Origin of the sequence: Acinetobacter sp. Z1 (assembly GCF_024296945.1) — a bacterium.
Lineage (GTDB): Bacteria > Pseudomonadota > Gammaproteobacteria > Pseudomonadales > Moraxellaceae > Acinetobacter > Acinetobacter beijerinckii.
The window spans coordinates 776168-797410 of sequence record NZ_CP101115.1; the positions used below are offsets into that span (position 1 = coordinate 776168).

15 protein-coding genes are annotated in these 21243 nt (G+C 38.6%); 10 read left to right on the forward strand and 5 right to left on the reverse strand.

Translation table 11 applies throughout. The annotated features are described in order from the left end of the window. The first annotated feature begins 5 nt into the window (after window positions 1-5). Both rng and NGC85_RS03735 read left to right on the forward strand, forming a co-directional pair. Complete coding sequence (gene rng / locus NGC85_RS03730; protein WP_005055802.1) at window positions 6-1460, forward strand: ribonuclease G; 1455 nt, start codon at window positions 6-8, stop codon at window positions 1458-1460. A 134-nt stretch (window positions 1461-1594) separates the two neighbouring features. After that, a complete protein-coding gene (locus NGC85_RS03735) occupies window positions 1595-1768 on the forward strand; it encodes a PA1571 family protein (RefSeq protein ID WP_005055801.1) in 174 nt (57 codons plus the stop codon). 35 nt (window positions 1769-1803) lie between these two features. Here the strand turns inward: NGC85_RS03735 and NGC85_RS03740 are convergent, their stop codons facing one another. Both NGC85_RS03740 and NGC85_RS03745 read right to left on the reverse strand, forming a co-directional pair. Beyond that, window positions 1804-3189, reverse strand: a complete 1386-nt coding sequence (locus tag NGC85_RS03740; protein ID WP_005055800.1) for a wax ester/triacylglycerol synthase family O-acyltransferase — start codon at window positions 3187-3189, stop codon at window positions 1804-1806. Window positions 3190-3641: 452 nt separating this feature from the next. After that, on the reverse strand, window positions 3642-4370 hold the full coding sequence (locus tag NGC85_RS03745; RefSeq protein WP_169109243.1) for a phosphoadenylyl-sulfate reductase: 729 nt from the start codon (window positions 4368-4370) through the stop codon (window positions 3642-3644). 171 nt (window positions 4371-4541) lie between these two features. On the opposite strand from NGC85_RS03745, the gene thrH reads away from it, so the two are divergent. Further along, window positions 4542-5159 carry a bifunctional phosphoserine phosphatase/homoserine phosphotransferase ThrH gene (gene thrH / locus NGC85_RS03750; RefSeq protein ID WP_254804882.1) on the forward strand — a complete coding sequence of 206 codons (618 nt, stop codon included), beginning with the start codon at window positions 4542-4544 and terminating at the stop codon, window positions 5157-5159. A gap of 75 nt (window positions 5160-5234) precedes the next feature. On the opposite strand, the gene NGC85_RS03755 is transcribed toward thrH, so the two are convergent. Together NGC85_RS03755 and NGC85_RS03760 are read right to left on the reverse strand one after the other, a co-directional pair. After that, window positions 5235-6464, reverse strand: a complete 1230-nt coding sequence (locus NGC85_RS03755) for an OmpP1/FadL family transporter (protein ID WP_254804883.1) — start codon at window positions 6462-6464, stop codon at window positions 5235-5237. A 272-nt stretch (window positions 6465-6736) separates the two neighbouring features. Further along, window positions 6737-8107: an outer membrane protein transport protein gene (locus NGC85_RS03760; RefSeq protein ID WP_254804884.1), complete on the reverse strand. Its 1371-nt coding sequence runs from the start codon at window positions 8105-8107 to the stop codon at window positions 6737-6739. Window positions 8108-8568: 461 nt separating this feature from the next. Between NGC85_RS03760 and kdpA the strand changes: the two genes are divergently transcribed. Genes kdpA through NGC85_RS03785 form a run of 5 tightly spaced genes read left to right on the forward strand, consistent with a single transcriptional unit; the run spans window position 8569 to window position 16292 of the window. After that, the gene (kdpA, locus tag NGC85_RS03765; RefSeq protein ID WP_254804885.1) at window positions 8569-10266 is read left to right on the forward strand and encodes a potassium-transporting ATPase subunit KdpA; all 1698 of its coding nucleotides are present in this window, start codon (window positions 8569-8571) and stop codon (window positions 10264-10266) included. 13 nt (window positions 10267-10279) lie between these two features. Continuing rightward, entirely contained in the window at window positions 10280-12289 is a 2010-nt protein-coding gene (gene kdpB / locus NGC85_RS03770; protein WP_254804886.1) for a potassium-transporting ATPase subunit KdpB, read from the forward strand. 9 nt (window positions 12290-12298) lie between these two features. Then, on the forward strand, window positions 12299-12910 hold the full coding sequence (gene kdpC, locus NGC85_RS03775) for a potassium-transporting ATPase subunit KdpC (RefSeq protein ID WP_254804887.1): 612 nt from the start codon (window positions 12299-12301) through the stop codon (window positions 12908-12910). A gap of 13 nt (window positions 12911-12923) precedes the next feature. Further along, window positions 12924-15572, forward strand: coding sequence for a sensor histidine kinase KdpD (locus tag NGC85_RS03780; RefSeq protein WP_254804888.1), 2649 nt, complete (start codon window positions 12924-12926; stop codon window positions 15570-15572). 9 nt (window positions 15573-15581) lie between these two features. Further along, the gene (locus NGC85_RS03785; RefSeq protein WP_254804889.1) at window positions 15582-16292 is read left to right on the forward strand and encodes a response regulator; all 711 of its coding nucleotides are present in this window, start codon (window positions 15582-15584) and stop codon (window positions 16290-16292) included. 44 nt (window positions 16293-16336) lie between these two features. Here NGC85_RS03785 and NGC85_RS03790 read toward each other — a convergent pair whose 3' ends face one another. After that, on the reverse strand, window positions 16337-17797 hold the full coding sequence (locus NGC85_RS03790; protein WP_254804890.1) for a coniferyl aldehyde dehydrogenase: 1461 nt from the start codon (window positions 17795-17797) through the stop codon (window positions 16337-16339). Window positions 17798-18508: 711 nt separating this feature from the next. Here NGC85_RS03790 and NGC85_RS03795 point away from each other — a divergent pair. After that, window positions 18509-19846: a CitMHS family transporter gene (locus tag NGC85_RS03795; protein ID WP_005055786.1), complete on the forward strand. Its 1338-nt coding sequence runs from the start codon at window positions 18509-18511 to the stop codon at window positions 19844-19846. 147 nt (window positions 19847-19993) lie between these two features. Then, on the forward strand, window positions 19994-21103 hold the full coding sequence (locus NGC85_RS03800; protein ID WP_254804891.1) for a porin: 1110 nt from the start codon (window positions 19994-19996) through the stop codon (window positions 21101-21103). Window positions 21104-21243 lie beyond the last annotated feature (140 nt).

Below are 21243 nucleotides of genomic sequence, written 5' to 3' on the forward strand. Positions count from 1 at the left end.
TGATTATGGCAGAAGAATTACTAATCAATGTCACACCGATGGAATGTCGTGTCGCATTGATTGAAAATGGTACGGTCAATGAATTATTTGTTGAACGCACTGTAAAGCGTGGTTTGGTGGGTAATATTTATAAAGGAAAAGTTGTGCGTGTACTGCCAGGTATGCAAGCTGCTTTTGTTGATATTGGTTTGTCTCGAACCGCGTTTTTACATATTAATGATATGGTGTGGCCACGTTCACAGCCAACGCCAAATGTTTTTGAACTGCTCCATCCTGGACAAATGCTCACTGTGCAAGTGATGAAGGATATGTTGGGTACCAAAGGTGCTCGCTTAAGTACAGATCTTTCTATTCCATCGCGTTATCTTGTTTTGATGCCTTATGGTAATCACATTGGTGTATCCCAGCGCATAGAGTCAGAAGAAGAGCGAGATCGGCTGCGTGGTATTATTGAACATATCCAAGCTGAGCATAACTTACCGGGTAGTGTGATTGTACGCACAGCAGCAGAAGGGGTGGATGAAGCTGCTATTGTTCAAGACATGTGTTACTTGAGTAAACTTTGGGAGTTTATTCAACGCAAGCAGAAAGAAGTGGCAACTGCTGAGCTGATTTTTGAAGAATTACCTTTACCACAACGAATTGTTCGTGATTTAGCTAGTGATGAAACCGCAAAAATCTATGTCGATTCGCGCGAAATTCATGCCAAATTGAATGATTTTGTGCTTGAGTTTGTACCAACAATTCAAAATCGCTTAATTCATTATCCGGGTGAGAAGCCATTATTTGATTTGTACAATGTCGAAGAAGATATCCAAAAAGCATTGCAAACGCGTGTAGCGTTGAAATCTGGCGGCTATTTGATGCTTGATCAGACAGAAGCCATGACCACAATTGATGTGAATACAGGGTCTTATGTCGGCGGTCGAAGTTTAGAAGACACTGTTTTTAAAACCAATATGGAAGCCACTCAAGTGATTGCACGACAACTTCGTCTACGCAATTTGGGTGGTATTATCATTATTGATTTTATTGACATGCAAGAGGCTGAGCATCGTGAAGAGGTGATGCGTCAGTTTGAAAAAATGCTCGAACGCGATCATGCAAAAACTAAGATTACTCAAGTTTCTGAGCTTGGTTTAGTGGAAATGACGCGTAAGCGTACTCGAGAATCTTTGGAACATTTGCTTTGTGAGTCGTGCCCAACCTGCCAAGGTCGTGGATATGTGAAAACAGCAGAGACAGTGTGTTACGAAATATTTCGAGAGATCATGCGATATGCTCGTGCATTTGATTCCAAGGGTGGCTTTACTGTCGTTGCTCATCCCGCAGTGATTGATCGACTATTAACAGCAGAAGCCCCAGCCGTGGCTGATTTAGAACATTTTGTGAACCGCGTCATAAAATTCCAAGTGGAAAATTTATATACGCAAGAGCAATACGATATCATTTTAAGCTAAAGTTGTAACAAGATTTCGCTTAATCCTTGTTACAACTGAAATTTTACTTTCTATCACGAATTTTAAATACTAGAACTATAAAATTAGCCATAGATACTTTCAGGTGTCTTAGCAAATATAAGAGGTCTATAATTATGAATGTCAGTGAAAGATTAGTGAGTCACGGTTTCAAACATGTTTTGGACAGTAACCCTGTAAATACATGTTATATGGTCGATAGCCAAGGTAAGGAAGTTCCGATTACCACAGCAATGATTCGATCTGCTTGTCATCAACTTTTACAGCGCTGTCGTGCGATCAAAAAATAAGAGGCTTGTTAAAGCCTCTTATTTTTTCTATAGAATTAATTCGCAACTTTTTGTTTAGGTAAGTCTTTAATAACTTGCTCAAAACGTTGAATTTCATCTTCTAAGTGTGTCAATAAGTTTTGCATCTTCGGTAAAGCATTACGACATGCAATCAAACCCACTTCAAGTTTATCTAAATAACTGGTCATCGTGATATTCAATGCTTGTCCATCCATCACGATAGAAGCAGGATAAAGCGCATCAAGTTTTGCACCATTCCAATATAATGGTTCACGCGGACCAGGTACGTTTGAGATGACAAGGTTAAAGGCTTGGCGTTTAGGTAGCATACCAGACACGATATTTAAACCTGCTGGACCATAAACCAAAGCACTGTAATTCAAGATTTCGTTTGCTGTCATACGACTAAAACGCTGTTTTGAATTTTGTACACTACGGCGAATGATTTCCAAACGCTCAATTGGATCTTCAATATGAGTGGCTAAGTTTGCCAAAATCATGGTAATACGATTACTCACATCAGAATCATCTGTACGTAACGATGCTGGTACCATTGCAATGAGTGGCTTCTTAGGCAAGCTATCATGACTAATGAGATATTCACGTAATGCACCAGAACAAATCGTCAAAACGACATCATTGATCGTTACACCCAATGATTTTGCAATATTGCGCAGACGATCAAGTTCAAATGATTGTGCAGCGAACCGACGAGACGAACTCACACGTTGATTAAGAATAGAAGGCGGTGCCTGAAAAGTGGAAACATAATCAGGATTTTTACCCATTTCTTTGAATAATGTTTGAGAAAGTTCCTGCATCACTTTAGGTGTGACTTCAAGTTGTGATTTGATTCCATTCATCACACCCTTGATTTTACTGACTGTAGGTGGTTTTGGAGCTTTTAAACGTTTCGTACGTTTACCCTCTACACACCATAATGGTACGACGTGCTTTTCATTCGGGTCTTTTGAAAGCGATTTTTCAATCAGACGCATACCTGCAACGCCATCGACCATCGCATGATGAATTTTGAAATACATTGCAAAACGATTACCTTCGATTCCTTCAATCACATCGCAGGTCCAAAGTGGTTTTGCACGATCAATCAGTGAGCTATGTTGCTGCGAGATATAGACCAGCAATTCACGAATACGTCCCGGATTGGGTAATGCAATATGACGGAAATGATGGTCGATATCGAACTCTGGATCTTCACCCCAAAACAATCCAGTTAATTGATTGTTAAAAGGCGCAACAGGAATACTTTTTGATTGGCGAATATCTTGAACCAGATCATGCACAAATGTTGGAGAGGCATTTTCTGGAATTTCAAATAAGAACAAACCGCCGACATGCATAGGTTGCTGTCTTTTCTCTAATGAAAGAAAAATGAAATCAATCGGGTGTAATGGGCGCATAGCAGACATAGCCTCTCTTGCATTTTTTATAAGATACTTGTAGGGTCTGATGACGTTTCAACCATGCCTTGCGTTATAGGTTAAAACCACACAAACGAGGCGTGAAATGCAGGCAAGGGCGATCTCCTTGTCAAATTTCATAACGAAGTTTGGGGAAGTTTTAGCCATAACCCTACGGGACAGGGACATTTTTTGCCGCTACTGCGTTATGTCTTGCTCATTTAGAATGGCTAAATTTCGCAAAACATGCCTTGTATTGTCTAAAAACGTCCTCTGTCGCAAGCATCTGTGAAATGTCATCAGACCCTATAATTCTTATTAGAATTATTGAACCGTTGTGTGAAGTATATACGGTTTAGTCTGGTTAAAATATGACTTTGTACAGAGGAGTCAGAAAAAATAAAACCACTGACGAATCAGTGGTTTTTATATACCAAATCTGCTAGGCGTTATTATTTAAGATTGCCTGCATGCAAACCACATTCTTTGTGTGTCGCTTCTTCCCACCACCAACGACCTTCACGTTCATGCTGATTTGGCAACACAGGTCGCGTACATGGCTCACAGCCGATTGAGATAAAACCACGCTCATGCAAAGGATTATATGGAATTTCCATCATACGGATATAGCTCCATACCTCAGCACTTGACCAGTTCGCAAGTGGATTATATTTAATCAATTGCTTGCCTTCACCAGAGAAACCAACATCGGCTTGAACGACGGGCACATCGCTACGAGTTGGACTTTGATCCTTACGTTGACCTGTAATCCAACCATCTAAAGTTGCTAATTTTTTACGTAAAGGTTGTACTTTACGAATACCACAGCATTCTTGATGACCATCTTCAAAAAAGCTAAATAACCCTTTTTCATTTACAAACTGTTGAACGGCATCCGATTCAGGAAAACAAATTTCGATATTAATATTGTAGTGTTTACGAACAGTTTCGATAAATTGATAGGTCTCTGCGTGTAAGCGACCAGTATCTAAACTGAATACACGAAATGGTTTGCCGATTCGTGATGCGATATCAATCAATACAACATCTTCTGCACCAGAAAATGAAATGGCGATTTCGCCTTGTTGGCTTAATGCAAGTTCTAAGATTTCTCGTGGTGATTTATCTGCATATTCAGCAGCGAGTGCATCTACATGGTCAATAGTTGGAATAACAGTCATGGATGTTCCTGGCGAAAGGCTTGGGCACAATTGTAAATCATTCTAAGCAAAGCAGTTTGCTTGTGAACGATTTTAATCTTGCAGAATAAAATCGTTTTATTCAACAACAGCGCAAAAATGAAAATCTTAATGGTATGATACAGCAATTTTTAACCAACATTGGATGCATTCATGGAAATCGTATGCTTAGATCTTGAAGGGGTTCTTGTCCCTGAGATATGGATTAACTTTGCAAAAAAAACAGGAATAAAAGAGCTAGAAGCAACGACTCGTGATATTCCAGATTATGATGTTTTAATGACTCAACGTTTAAACATTTTAAAAGAGCATGGTCTAGGCTTAAATGATATTCAAGCTGTGATTGCAGATATGGGGCCGTTTGAAGGTGCGAAGGAATTTGTTGAATGGGTGCGTACTCATTTTCAATTGATTATTTTATCTGACACATTTTATGAGTTTGCACATCCTTTGATGAAACAACTAGGTTGGCCAACGATTTTCAGTCATAAGCTAGAAACTGATGAAAATGGCATGATTACAGCATACAAATTGCGTCAGCCTGATCAAAAGCGTCAAGCAGTAAAAGCATTACATGGTTTGAATTATCGTGTCATTGCTGCGGGCGATTCTTATAATGATACAACCATGCTGGGTGAAGCTGATCATGGCTTCTTATTTGATGCACCAGCAAATGTCATCGCGGAATTTCCTCAATTTCCACCACTTCATGGTTATGAAGCATTAAAACAGGCAATTCGTTCTGTATCACAACGTAATATTCCTGAATAACTAATCCTCCCTAGCCCTCCTTTTCTAAAGGAGGGAGTTTTCCCTCTTTATTAAAGAGGGGTAAGGGGAGATTTCTTAGAATTTATAACCAATCTTTAAACCATAGGCAATTGCATCATTATTTTCAAATTCAGCAACATACGCTGGAGTATTAAACTGAGAACCTGATTGTGCTTTTGCATCACCCAACCAGAAATACTTCACGCCGCCTGCGATAAAGTAATTTGGAGCAGGACTGTACTGGATACCAACACCAACATTCCAATAACCTTCAGTTGGACCTAATGTCGTGACTGGATTACCTGCACCAGAATCCCAACCTACAGATAAGTTACCCGCCCATTGCTCATTCACTTTACGACCGACACCTGCAGTAATCGAGTATTGATCTTCGGTATAAGCAACCAAGTCAAAACCATCTTTTTTACCTGTGTTACTTACAATTGGAGGTAATGTGGAAGCTTCACCAAATTTATAAGGACGAATCGCAAAGTCTTTCCAGTTCACCCAGCGCAGATTAGCAAATGCAACCGTGTTTTCCATAATGCCCGTCTGAAAATCAAAATTAATTGATTGCGGGGTCGTGATTTCAGTTGTACCTTCAGAATTATTAATTTGAATTAAACCAGCATTTAAATCTGCTGATGTAGTCATTCCTGCAATACCATGCTTTTCATAAGCATTCATTTCATGCTTAATCTTAGCGCGATAGGTAACAGAGGCTTTAAGTGCAATTTCTGGGATTTGATAAGCAGCACCTGCTAACCAACCTACTGCCTCGTCTTTACCCGTTTTAAAGTCATAACCACTATAGGCACTATAACTTAGACCACGTAACAATACGGTACTATTTAAGGTTTGATATACCGCACCAGCATATAAATTCCAGTTTTGCGTTGGTTGAAAACCGAATAATAAATTTAGATTTTCAGTATCAACGGTGACCGATGTACCACCTTTAAATGGAAATGGACGACTTTCTATAAAATTACTTTGACCTTTATATTCCGCATCAGCACCGTAGGGTTGGTCATAGATTAGACCAATAGAGAATTGTTCTGTGGCTTGAATCTTTAATGCAGCATTTGGCGAGTAGTAGTGATTTGCCATATTGCCAGTGCTATTTTGCGCTATATCTTTGCCAGATACGTTTGGATCGAGAACGGTAATACCCGCTTCGAAATAGTTATTGGGTTGTAAAAATGGTGCGATAGATTGACCTGAGCGATCCAATGCTGCAGCAAATGTTGTGGTTGTTGGAACTAAACTAAGTAAAAGAGCCGTTTGAATAGCATTAAGCTTCATTGATTTTTCTCTCAAATCACTTTGGAACAAGAATGGCGCGAAAAGTAACACAATTTTTGTGAGCTTAAATAATTTTACAAATGTCCATAAATGAACTGATAAAGTCATGAAAAATTATTGAATAACATTGTTTTATCGACTATTTGCTCTAATTGTATTTATTATCTTATTGTTAGGGCTAATTATATACAGATAGAATAATATGAGAGTAATTACTCTAATTTTCACTTAAAAAAAGACCATCATAACGATGGTCTTTTTTTCAGAATTAATTAGAACTTATAACCAATTTTCAAACCGTATGCGAGAGCAGTGTTGTCTTCAAATGTACCAGCAGCTGAGTGAGCGCCTGTTACAGCATTGGCATCACCTAACCAGAAGTATTTCACACCACCAGCAATAAACGTCGCAGGAGTTGGACTATATTGAACACCTACACCAACATTCCAGTAACCTTCTGTTGGACCAAGTGTTGTTACAGGATTGCCTGCACCTGAATCCCAACCTACAGAAACGTTACCAGCCCATTGCTCGTTCAATTTACGACCGACACCAGTTGTTACAGACCATTGATCTTTACTGTAATCAACAAGGTTAAAACCGTTTGGTTTACCAGCAACTAAACCAGCACCACCAAGTGCATCAGCTAATTGACCAAATTTATATGGTTTTATTGAAAAATCTTTCCAATTCACCCAGCGTACGTTTGCAAACGCAACTGTATTTGCCATGATACCTGTTTGAAAATCCAAATTCACAGACTGAGGAGTCGTGATTTTTGTTTCACCGCTTGCAAAACCACCACCTAACTTACCAATTGCTCCCCCAATTGCAGCAGCTTGCTGAGGAGTCATTTGTTGAAGCTGAACTAGTTGTGTAATTAAACCAGTTAATGCTCCAGCATTCTGAACTAATGCTCCAGCTAAAGGAATCGACTCATTAATATTAACTTTGTGGTCAATTTCAGAACGATAAGTGATAGATGCCTTAAGGGCAATTTCAGGAATTTGATAAGCAGCGCCTGCTAACCAACCAAATGATGAATCTTCAGGAATATTAGCATCATATCCATTAAAGACACTGTAGGCACGTCCGCGTAAGTTTACGTTACCTTTAATAGTTTGGTATACACCACCAGCGTAAAAGTTTAAATTTTTATTTGGTTGGAAACCGAATAAGAAATTAAGATTTTGTGTATCAACTTCAACACTTGTACCACCAGTAATGCCAGCATTTAAGCCTACTCCAATCGGAGAATTAGCAGGTTTTTCACCAGTGAATACTGGTAAAGTACCTAAAACTGGATCGTTGTTGTTTGCAACAAAATTATTTTGTCCGGTGTAGTTAGCGTCAGCACCAAATGGTTGATCGTAAATTAAACCGAATGAAAAATTTTCTGTAGGTTGTAACTTTAATGCTGCATGTGGAAAATAATAATCGCCAGCCATGTCCCCAGTATTATTACCAGCAAGATCTTTTCCTGCAACATCAGGATCTAGAACCGAAATACCAGCTTCAAAATAATTTCCTGGTTGTAAGAAAGCAGCAATTGATTGACCTGAACGATCTAATGCCGCTGCAAAAGCTCCAGTTGCAGGAAGCGTCGCTAAGATCATGGCAGTGCTAAGATATTTTAATTTCATTTTAAATCTTTCCTTGAACTTCAAGATTCTAAGTATTAAGAAGCTACTGATTGGCTATAACTTCATGTAACAAAAATACCATAATTAGAATAAGAGTAAATGTTCTAAATGAACTACTGAGTACGATTGATTACATGAAAATGAACAAAAATAATGCTAATAAAGTTTTTATACATATGTGTTTTTATTGATAATATCATGAAAAATATAAATTATTATTTAAAAATATTAATATATGTTTTTTGCATTTTATCAAAAATTTTTTTAAAAAAGGTCAAAGATTTTTTGTAAAAAATACGATTTTTTTCTTCATCTTTTGGATTTTGCTGACTTTTTGAGGTTTTGAGCTTTATTTTAAAGAAGTTTACACAAAATTTACGCGGCTCTCTTATTTCAATATAGAGAATTTACGTCCTAAATTTCCATACTAATACTGACTTATTTTTTTAATGGCATGTGCTATGTGGGAATTCATTTCTGTATTTATTCTTGCAATGGTTTTCGCTTATCCACTTGGACGCTATCTTGCAGATGTAATGCAAGCTCAGCCCATGAAAAGCGATTGTATTTTTAAATGGATAGAACGACCAATTTATGTAGTTTTAAGTGTAAAGCAAGTCGGTATGAATTGGCGGCAATATCTTGGCGCTTTTATCATCAGTAATGTTTTGCTTTTAGCCACAAGTGTTGCAATCTTGATGACACAGGCTTGGTTGCCATTAAATCCAGATCATATCCCTAACATGAATTGGGATCTGGCATTACACACCAGCATTTCATTTTTGACCAATACCAATCAGCAGCATTATTCAGGACAGGCTCAATTGTCTTATCTGTCGCAAATGACGGTGATCGTTGGTTTGCAATATTTATCTCCAATTATGGGTTTAGCTTTGTTAACAGCCATGTTAAGAGCATTATTCTTACAGCCGAGTCAAACAGAAAACTCTGAGAAAAAGACATGGAAGAATATTAATCTGGGTAATTTTTGGATGGATATGATCCGACCATTATTCCGATTCTTTGTACCTTTGGGTTTGGTTTTTTCTCTATTACTGACTTTTCAAGGTGTGCCATCAACACTTTCTGCTGGTCCAACCGTCCAAGTTTTAGATCGAAGCACTGAAGTTCAGACCCAGCATATTCCTCTAGGACCTGTTGCACCGATGGTGGCGATCAAGCAATTAGGTAGTAATGGTGGTGGTTGGTATGGTCCTAACAGTAGTGTGCCTTTAGAAAATCCAACGCCATTATCCAATGTGCTGGAGATGCTTGCGATCTTACTGATCCCAATGTCAGTTGTATTTATGCTTGGTCGTTTTGTCCAACGCAAAAAATTGATGTGGATGATTTTGGGAACCATGTTGCTGATGTCGTTGATTTCAACATTATTTGCGCTGTGGACTGAAAAATCTTCATTGATTCCAAATATTGCGCTTATGGAAGGGAAAGAGGTTCGTTTTGGAGCTGAAGCTTCTGCTTTGTGGGGAAGTTTAACCACACAAGTGAATAATGGTTCGGTCAATATGATGCATGACTCAGCTTCGCCATTAACGGGTTTGGTTGAGCTATGCAATATGCTGATCAATGCCATTTGGGGTGGAATCGGTTGTGGTTTATTACAGTTCTTTATTTATCTGTTCTTAGCTGTATTTATCGCAGGTTTAATGACAGGCCGTACGCCTGAGTTATTTGGACGAAAAATTGAAGTTACTGAAATTAAGTTATTGGCATTGGTCATTCTTTTACAACCTGTGGTGATTCTTGGTTTGACTGCAATCGCCATCGCTTTCCCATCTTTAACAGGAAATTCAAACCCTGCATCGCATGGTATTAGCCAAGTCTTTTATGAATATGTGTCTGCGTTTGCCAATAATGGTTCTGGTTTTGAAGGTTTAGCCGACAACACTTTATGGTGGAATCTAAGCACCAGTGTTGCGTTATTGGCAGGTCGTTATAGCGTGCTGATCATTCCAGTTTTAATTGCAGTCAGTCTAGCAACCAAACCGAAAGCAGATGAGACCAAGGGTTCATTACAGATTGAGTCGCCTACATTTGCACTGACTTTAATCGGAATTGTACTGATTTTAACGCTTTTGCAATTTATGCCAGTGTTGGTGATTGGACCAATTGCTGATTATTTATCTGTAAAGATCTAGTGGAGCAAGTACCATGAATCACTCTAATGCGACACAAATGGATATCTTGAATAAAGAAATTATTCAGCAAACCTTTTATAAATTATTACCACAGCATGCCTTTAAAAATCCTGTGATGGCATGTGTTTGGATTGGAACGGTGTTAACCATCGCGGCAACATTGATGGGGAGCACCAGTTTTGGATTTGGTATTTTACTGAGTTTGATTTTATTGGTGACCGTTTTGTTTGCCAATTATGCAGAAGCAGTAGCAGAAGCCAAAGGACGTGGACAGGCATCTTCTTTACGCCAAGCCCGTGAAAACTTAATGGCAAATAAAATTGCTGATCTGAATGCCACAGCAACGGTGATTTCTGCAAATTTATTAAAAAGAGATGATTTGGTGATTATTAAAGCAGGTGAAATTGTGCCTGCGGATGGTGAAATTATTCAAGGTTTTGCCACCATTAATGAGTCGGCTGTGACAGGTGAGTCTGCACCTGTATTACGTGAAGCCAATACGGATCGGTCAGGTGTGATTGGTGGTACCAAAGTTTTATCTGATCAAATTATTGTTCGTGTCAGTAATGAGGCAGGCAATAGTTTCTTAGATCGAATGATCGCTTTGGTTGAGGGTGCAAACCGTCAAAAAACACCGAATGAAATTGCGCTGAGTATCTTACTCAATATCATGACCATTACTTTTATTGTTGTGGTTGCAACATTACCCTTTATTGGCTCTATGGTGGGAATCAAAATCAGTCTAGTGATGTTGATTGCATTATTGGTCTGTCTCATTCCAACAACAATTGGTGGTTTGTTGCCTGCAATTGGGATTGCAGGGATGAACAGAGCTTTAAAAGCCAATGTGTTGGCGAAGTCAGGTAAAGCGGTTGAGGTTGCAGGTGATATTGATGTATTGCTGTTGGATAAAACAGGCACAATAACCTATGGTGATCGCCAAGCAACTGCTTTTTATCCATTGGCTGGTGTGAGTCCAAGTGAATTACGCCAAGCAGCAATGCTCACGTCTTTTGCTGACCCAACGCCTGAAGGTAAATCAGTGGTGAGTTTAGGTAAAGAAATGGGTGAAAGTATCCATGAACCTAAAGACGCAGAATTTATTCAGTTTAGCGCTTCAACACGCTTATCTGGTGTTGATTTAGCGACAGGACAAAAAATTCGCAAAGGCGCAGTGGATGCGATTCTAAAATTTACCCAGCAAGAGATTAAAGACAATATTGAGCTGAAAACTCGTGTAGAGCAAGTCGCATCCAAAGGCGCAACGCCATTGGTTGTTGCATCGAATCATACAATTTTAGGTGTGATTGAATTGTCGGATGTGATTAAACAAGGGATTAAAGAGCGCTTTGCATTGTTACGAGAGATGGGGATTAAAACCATCATGGTAACAGGGGATAATCCTTTGACCGCAGCCGCAATTGCCGCTGAAGCAGGTGTAGATGATTATATTGCTGAAGCTCGACCTGAAGATAAATTAGCTTGTATTCGTAAAGAACAAGCCGCAGGAAAATTGGTCGCGATGGTTGGCGATGGAACCAATGATGCACCCGCTTTGGCACAAGCAGATATTGGTTTGGCAATGAACTCAGGAACGCAAGCTGCAAAAGAAGCTGGAAATATGGTCGATCTAGATTCTGATCCAACCAAACTGCTTGATGTAGTAGAAATAGGCAAGCAGCAGTTGATTACTCGAGGTGCTTTAACCACATTTTCTTTAGCAAATGATGTGTCTAAATACTTTGTGATTTTACCTGCATTGTTCGCTGTTGCGATTCCTCAGCTTGGTGCCTTGAATATTTTGCAGTTGAGTAGTCCAAGTAGTGCGGTGATTTCGGCATTGATTTTTAATGCACTGATCATTCCGATGTTGATTCCTTTAGCGCTGAAAGGGGTGCAATTTAAACCTGCCAGTGCCTTGCAGCTATTGCGTCGTAATATGTTGATCTATGGCGTAGGGGGCGTTGTTTTCCCTTTTATTGCGATCAAATTGATTGACCTTGTTGTGTCGTTGTGGATTTAGGAGTACGTCATGAATACATTAGAAAATCTTCCCCTATCGACTGAAGCACAATCCATTTTTCGATCTAGTTTAGGTTTAGTGCTAGTTGGATTCTTGATCGCAGGTGTATTGTATTGCAGTGTGAGTGTATCTTTGGCTCAATTGTTATTTCCAAAACAGGCCAATGGTAGTGTCATCGAGTTAAATGGAAAAATTGTCGGGTCAGGCTTAGTGGGACAGAACTTTGTGAGTGAACAATATTTTCATAGTCGTCCAAGTGCTGTGAATTATAATGTGGATGGTGTGGCGGGTAGTAACTTGGCGGTTTCTAATCCTGAATTGCAAAAGCAAATTAAAGAAAGAACCTTGCAGTTTGCTCAAAACAATCAAATTGTTGAGCAACACGTACCACCAGAGATGATCACTGCATCGGGTAGCGGGATTGATCCAGATATTTCACCTGAAAGTGCGATATTACAGGTGAAACGTGTGGCACAACAACGTGCTATATCCGAGCAGAAAGTCAGAGATTTAGTGCAACAACAGATTCAACCTGTTCAATTGGGCTTGTATGGGCAGGCACGAGTCAATGTGCTTAAGCTCAACATCGCTTTAGATCAATTATCATCAACCTCACGTTGATAGAGCTGAGCCTATGCAGATCGACCGAAATAACAAAGCAGATGCATGGTTGGCACATAGCCAACGTGAACAATCTGGACGTTTAACCATTTTCTTGGGGGCGGCACCTGGCGTGGGCAAAACCTTTGCCATGTTGTCGAGAGCACATGAGTTGATGCGACAAGGTCATCATGTGCTGGTGGGCGTGGTCGAAACGCATGGTCGAGCTGATACAGAAGCTTTGATTCAAGGGCTGAATGTTGTTCCTAAAAAGAATGTTGAATATCAAGATCGATTTTTAGATGAAATGGATCTTGATCAAATTCTGAAGTTAAAACCTGAAATTGTTTTGGTTGATGAACTCGCACATCGAAACGTGCCCAATAGCCGTCATGAATATCGTTGGCAAGATGTGAATGAGTTATTAGATGCGGGTATTGATGTGTACAGCACATTGAATATTCAGCATCTCGAAAGTTTGAATGATGTGGTCTATCAAATTACGGGCATTCGGGTAACAGAAACCGTGCCTGATGCATTATTAAAAAGATTAAAAGATATTCGGCTGGTCGATCTTCCTGTACCTGAACTATTGGAGCGTATGAATCATGGCAAAATTTATTTAGCGGATGTCGCTCCACATGCCTTGCAAGGCTTTTTTAAGCCAGCCAATCTCACAGCTTTACGAGACCTTGCGATTCAAACAGTTGCAGGACAGGTGGATATCGATTATAGGGAGAAATTTGTAGCTCAAGGACAAATTATTCCGATTCAAAATCATGTCATGTTAGCAATCGATGGAACTGAATTTTCAGAAGATTTGGTCAGACGAGCACATCGGATTGCCGAAAGGAGAAATGCGACTTGGAGTGTGATTTCAATTCAAAAAAGCAAGATTGAAAACACGCAAACCTTTGCTGTCACTAAAGCATTTAATTTGGCACGTAAGTTGGGTGCAGATACTTATTTATTATATAGCAATCAAATCGCAGCAACGATTTTACAGGCTGCTTATGATTATGGCGCATCTAATATTTTATTGGGCAAGAGCGCTAAAAAATCTTTATGGCAACGTTTATCTTCAGATCATATTGCTGATCAGCTTTTAGAAAAACAACATCCTTTTGAGATTACTTTTGTTCAGCCGTTAAAAGCAAAAAATAATGAATCTAAAACGCGAATAGAAAACTCAACTTCCGATTGGTTAGAGCAAGGCTTTAGTTTCAATCCACGTGAGATCACAGAAAGTATTTTAATCGTATTACTCGGTTTTTTTGTCGCAGTGGTGAGTGATCACTTTATTGGTTACAGCGAGCTAGCCTTGATTTTTGTTGTGACCGTGCTGATCGTTGCGATGCGGACAAGAATGTTAATTACGATTATGAGTGTCTTGATTTGCTTTCTACTTTATAACTATTTCTTTATTGAACCACGATTTACCTTCCGAGTCAGTGCTGAACGTGGCGTGATGACGATTATTATTTTTATCGTTTCTGCTTTATTAGTAGGACGATTGGCCAATCAACTACGTGCTCAAGTGCTGAGTTTGCGCGCTGCAAATTCGATGTCACTTCAATTGCAAGAATTAGAACGAAAGTTATCCACTTGTGTTGATATTGAGCAAGTTTTAAATATAGCCAAACAGCATTTGGAAAGTTCACTGAATGCCGCTGTTTGGTTGAGAGTGGGCGCACAATCTGTAGGCGATGCATCGATTTTGAATGAAAAAGATCAAATTGCAGCAGATTGGACACAAAAGAACGCTAAACCATGTGGACGTTTTACCAATACTTTGACCAATTCAGAATGGTGGTTTAATCCAGTAAATTTAGTGGCAGATTTTGGTGTGGTTGCCATTCGATTTAACCGCAATTTACAAAGTATTCACTTTGAACAGCAACGTTTGGCTGAGTTAATGATTGATGATATTGCACAAACGCTTTCTCGGGTGCAGCTATCGTTGCAGTTGGAAAATTCTAGAGTTGTTGCTGAAACGGAAAAGCTTCGTTCTGCTTTATTGTCATCTGTATCACATGATTTGCGTTCGCCGTTGGCTGCAATGATTGGTTCAGCAGATACGCTTAAATATTATGGCGAGCAAATGCCTGAGACAGATCGCCATGAATTATTAGATACCATTCATATAGAAGGTGAGCGTTTAGATCGCTATATTCAAAATCTTTTGGATATGACTCGTTTGGGTCATCAAGGATTAACACTTAGTCGTGCTTGGGTTGGTGTTGATGAGTTAATTGGTTCTGCTACTGAACGTTTAAAACGATATCAACCGCATGTAAGTATTAATACCTTATTTGCTGAAGAGCTGCCTGCGTTATATGTACATCCTGCTTTAATTGAACAAGCTGTTTTTAATGTTTTAGAAAATGCGGCTAAATTTTCTCCAGAAAATGTGCCTATAGAAGTGAATATTCAGCAGATCGAAAGCTATTTACAGATCGAGATTGAAGATCAAGGTGTTGGTATTCCTGAAGATGAACGTGAGCAGATTTTTGATATGTTTTACACCATGCAAAGAGGAGATCGCGGTAAAACAGGAACAGGGCTTGGTCTTTCAATTGTTAAAGCGATTATTGGCGCGCACATGGGGAGTATCGAAGCTTTTAGTGGCAAACATGGTCAAGGCACTTTAATTAGAATACGATTACCTTTACATCAGGATTAAAATGATTTCATGCCTCATACATTAAACGACCAAGCTTCAATTCTTATTATTGATGATGAACCACAAATTCGAAAATTTTTGGACATTGCTTTACGCGCACAAGGTTATCAAGTGCAGGTGGCTGAAAATGGAATGAAAGGACTTGAGACTTTGGCGACTCGTGGGGCAGATTTATTGATTCTAGATCTGGGTTTGCCTGATATGGATGGTCAAGAGGTTTTGACTGAGTTAAGGCAATGGTCTGATATTCCTGTGATTGTACTTTCTGCGCGTCCTGATGAAAATCAAAAAATTAAATTACTGGATGCGGGGGCAAATGACTATGTTACTAAACCGTTTAGCATTCAGGAGTTATGTGCCCGTATTCGTGTGATGTTTCGCAATAAACCACAACAGATGGAACAGAAAATTGTCTTTGATGATGGTCAATTATCGATAGATGTGGCTGAACATGTGGTGAAGTTAAGTAAAGAAGAAATTATTCTGACTAAAAAGGAATTTCAGCTTTTGGCTTTATTGATTCGTCATCAAGGTAAAATCGTGACTCAAAAGCAAATTATGACGGAGTTATGGGGCATTACTCATGAAGAAGATACACACTATCTCCGAATTTTAGTCAAAAAACTCCGAACCAAAATCGGAGATTCAGCCATCAGTCCCAAGTATATTTTTACAATCGCAGGTGTCGGATTACGTTTTCAAGGACAATCTGACACCTGAAAATAAAAAAAGAGAGTTTTAACTCTCTTTGGGATAATAGATATTTATTTTAAATTTGGATCGCCTTTTTTCAAAAAGAAATGCAAAGCAAGTTTTTGTACCCAAGTTCCATAGGGTGGATAGAATAATTGCGTTGGGAAAAAGCGATGACGAGCAAACACTGTTTTTGCATGTGAAAGTTCACGAAACCCTTCTACACCATGATATGTTCCCATACCTGAATTGCCGATACCGCCAAAAGGCGCATCATGATTCACGACATGCCACCCCCAATCATTCATCGTGACACCACCTGAATGAGTCTGTTTTAGAACATAGTCACGTTCATTAGAATCATGGGTAAAGCAGTATAAAGCCAGTGGTCTTTCACCCGCTTTAATATATGCAATCGCATCATCTAAAGTATCGTAAGCAACAACGGGTAACACAGGTCCAAACAATTCCTCTTTTAAAATACGCATGTCTGCTGTGCAATTCAGCACAATATGCACAGGCATACGACGAGCATCTTGGTCGCGGTCGTATTCGGCGCATGCAATAATTTGAGCGCCTTTGGCTTTTGCATCATCAAGAATTTCTAAAAGACGTTTGAAATGACGATCATTAACAATAGAGGTGTAATTTGGATTATCACGGATGCTATTTCCATACATTGCTGAAAAATTAGCTTTGCATTCCTCTACAAATTGATCGACTTTATCTCGTGGCACAAGTGAATAGTCAGGTGAGACACAAATCTGACCACAGTTTGTCGCTTTGCCATGCAAAACACGTTTTGCTGCATCGGCTAAAGGATAGTGGCGACTGATCAATGCAGGGGATTTACCACCTAATTCGAGTGTTACAGGTGTTAGGTTTTCTGCTGCTGCGCGCATCACCACACGACCGATCGCGGGTGACCCTGTGAAAACGATATGATTGAAAGGCAGGGTCGTGAATAGGGAAGGATCGGTAATTTCCTCTCCAAACACTGCAACTTCATCTTCAGTAAAAACTTCTCCCAGCATGCGTTTCAGAACGGCATTGGTTGCAGGTGTAATTTCAGGTAGTTTAATCATCACCCGATTACCCGCTGCGAGAGCTGCAACCAACGGACCTAAAGCCAAATAGACAGGAAAGTTCCAAGGGACAACGACACCAACCACACCTTTAGGCTGATATTGGACATGGAGACGATTTGACAGAAACAGTAATTCGGTACTTCTTTTACTTGGACGCATCCATTTACGTAAATGACGAATCGCATGTTCTGCTTCCAAAACTGAACCTAACAAATCGAGTAGTTTAGATTCATCTAGAGATCTGGAGCTAAAATCTGTATTGATCGCATTTGCGATCACGTCTTGGTAACGAATAATTTGCTTTTTTAGTTTAAATAATTTGCTTCTACGACTATCTAAATCAGGATAGGGGGTGGCTTGAAAAGCAGCATTTTGTTGATTAAATACTGAAAACATATGATTGTTTTCAGGCAGGTTATCTTCATTGAAATGTGGGGAGTTCATTGTTCTTCCTTCCATGATTTTCGTTAAATTGATTTTTATGTTGATCTAAGGAAAAGATTAATTTCGATTTACAAATCAGGTTTCATCTAAGCCAATTATGCACTATTCGCGAATCTCTGAACTAGACAAACAACAAAAAAGATCGAAAGCATTAAATTTTGTGTGATTTTGAAAATAATATTTTAAATTACATTAATTTGGTTTTAATTGAGTCTTTATTTTAATCTTTTATTGTTCTATTTAAATATTTATTCATAAGCTTGTTTTTTCTTTTAATAGTTAATTAATTTTTTATATTTTAATGAGTGTTTTCTTGCGAGTAAGAATCAATATAATTTTTAGTTAAATATAATGTAGTGGTTTTGCAGATTAATGATATTAGTTTAACTGTTTAGGTGGATAAAATACCATCTAATTTGATTGAAATTGCACTGTAATATAGCATTGATATAGTAAATATATGGTATTTTTACATTTTATTTGATTGTTTTTTGGTCAATATAAAAAGTGAATATTTAAATTAAAATAAATATTATCAAATGCTTATATTGTTATTGTTTGTGTTGTTGATTTTATTGTATTTTTCATGTGAATGGGTGTGTGAATTATTATAATTAAATTAAATGCAGTGTTTATTTTCAAATCGCATAGAATCACCGCTGGGTTAGGAATTAACCATTCACTATATTTATATGCTAAGGATTGCTTAAAATGCTTACTTTTTTAGGTATTAGCATGATCATGTGCTTTATGTACTTGATTATGACGAAACGTCTTAGTGCATTAGTTGCATTAATTTTAATCCCATTTATATTTGCAATTATTGCTTGGGGATTAGGTTTTTATTTTGAAAGTTTGAGTCATATTCAATTAGCTGAACTTGGCAATACCATGCTAGATGGTATTAAAAAACTTGCTCCTACAGGCGTAATGCTGCTTTTTGCAATTTTGTATTTTGCTCTCATGATCGATACAGGATTGTTTGACCCTTCGGTAAGATGGATTTTAAAGAAAGTAAAAGGCGATCCATTAAAAATTACAATGGGAACAGTATTCCTGACCTTACTTGTATCTCTAGATGGTGATGGCTCAACAACATACATGATTTGTGTGGCTGCAATGATGCCACTGTATAAGCGTGTAGGTATGAATCCGCTCATCATGACCTGTTTGATGTTGCTGTGCAGTGGTGTTATGAACCTCACGCCTTGGGGTGGACCAACTGCACGAGCTGCCAGCGCGCTTCAAGTCGATGCCAGTGAAGTCTTCATTCCAATGATCCCTTCTATGGTAATTGCAGCAGCTTGGTTATTCTTCTTGGCATATTTATATGGCATGTATGAACGTAAACGCCTAGGTGTGATTGAACTGGTTGATATTAGTCATGCAGATGATATTTCGATTTCTAAAGATCCTGAAGCGCAACGCCCGCACTTACGTTGGTTCAATGGTATTTTAACAATTGTATTGATGGCATGTTTGGTAAAAGGCTTTTTACCAATGTCGATTTTATTTATGCTTGGATTCTGTATCGCATTAGTCGTGAACTATCCATGTGTAAATATGCAGAAAAAACGTATTGCGATGCATGCTGACAGTGTTTTAGCAGTGGTCGGTGTTATTTTTGCAGCAGGTGTTTTTACAGGGATCTTATCTGGTACAGGTATGGTTGAAGCCATGTCTAAAGGCTTTGTTGCTGTGATTCCGCCAAGCTTAGGTCCTTATTTGGCACCAATCACAGGTATCCTGAGTATGCCTTTGACATTCTTCATGTCGAATGATGCCTTCTATTTTGGTGTATTACCGATCCTTGCCGAAGCAGCCTCTCATTATGGAATCTCACCTGTTGAAATTGCTCGTGCATCGATTATTGGACAACCAATTCACTTATTGTCTCCATTAGTTCCATCAACCTATTTATTGTGTGGTTTGGCCGCTGTTGAAATGGGGGACCATCAAAAATTTACCTTGAAGTGGGCGTTTATTACCTGCTGCGTACTTATGGGCAGTGCTTTAATCTTTGGTGTGTTCCCATTTTATAATATGTAAATCAAATCATGATGATGCTTCTATATTGAGTGAAATATAGAAGCATTCTATACATCACATCTCTTTTTTTATTGAATTATTTTGCTCGAAAAATAGCAAAGTAGGATTTTTTTGCTCTTTTTTTTAAAGACGGTTAGGAAGACTAATATGAAGATGAATATTGCATTAGCGACAATTTTAACAGTCGTAACGGGTTCTACATGGGCAGCACCAAAATTCTATGGTGAAATTGATGCCAGCTTAGATTATTTACCAGAAAACAATGCCAATTCATCTAATCGCGATGTCTGGAAAATCAACAGTAATAGTTCCTTTCTTGGGATTAAAGGTGAGGAAAAATTAACTGAAAATCTGAGCGCAGTCTATTTAGCAGAATGGGCATTTTATGCTGATGGTGACAAAAATGATTGGTCTCAAAGAAACAGATTCCTCGGTTTAAAAGATGATCGCTTTGGTACAGTTAAAGTTGGCAAACACAATACTCCGCTTAAAGATTTATCTAGCCCAGTAGATAGTTTTAATAATTATATTAGTAATAAAGCCGATATTACGGGCATCATGACTGGTGAAAATCGCGTCAATAATGTCGTGGTTTATGATTCTCCTGAAATTGCTTTAAAAGGCGGTAATCTTGAAGCAAGTGTATTGCTTGCAACGGGTGAGAGTCGCGGAATACAAGATGATGGACGTGGTGGTGTCAATGTGGCTGGTCGTGGCTTGGGTGATGCGTGGTCTGCTTCTTTGAGTTATACCCATCCTATGTTTTTAGTGGGTGTAGGCTATGATAAAGCAATTCCAAGTGACTTTTTAGGACACGGTTTACTGAATAGTTCAGATACCGAAACACAAGTTGATGAAGTTTTTGCTGCCGCAAACACACTTAGATTGATTGGACGTTTGAATCCGTTAGAAGGCTTGATTTTGAAAACGCTTTATCAAAACTCAGAGGTAGAAAACAAGCTAGGGAATGATCAAGCGGCAGCAAATATTGATGATGCTCAAGGTTGGCTGATCGGGGCAGAATATAAACTTCCGCAGCAATCTAAATGGACTGTTAAAGCTCAATATAGCCAAAATTCAACCAGTTTTAAAACCAATGATGCTGACTTTGATGCCAAGCAATTTTTAGTTGGTGCTGATTATGCATTCAATAAACAAGTTAAAGCCTATGGTTATGCTGGCTATTCTACTTTTGAACAGTCTACAGCAGAAGACAAGCAACCTGTGGTCGGTACGGGTTTAGAATTTAAGTTTTAATCCTTCGATTTTGAGCCTTGTGAGTGTGATGAATATTTACATTCACAAGGTAGCATCTAGTTTGCCATACATTTTCTAGTCAAATAGATTTAAAAAGGTGAAAATTAAATTAAAAATTCATCATTTTTTCATTTTCTAAC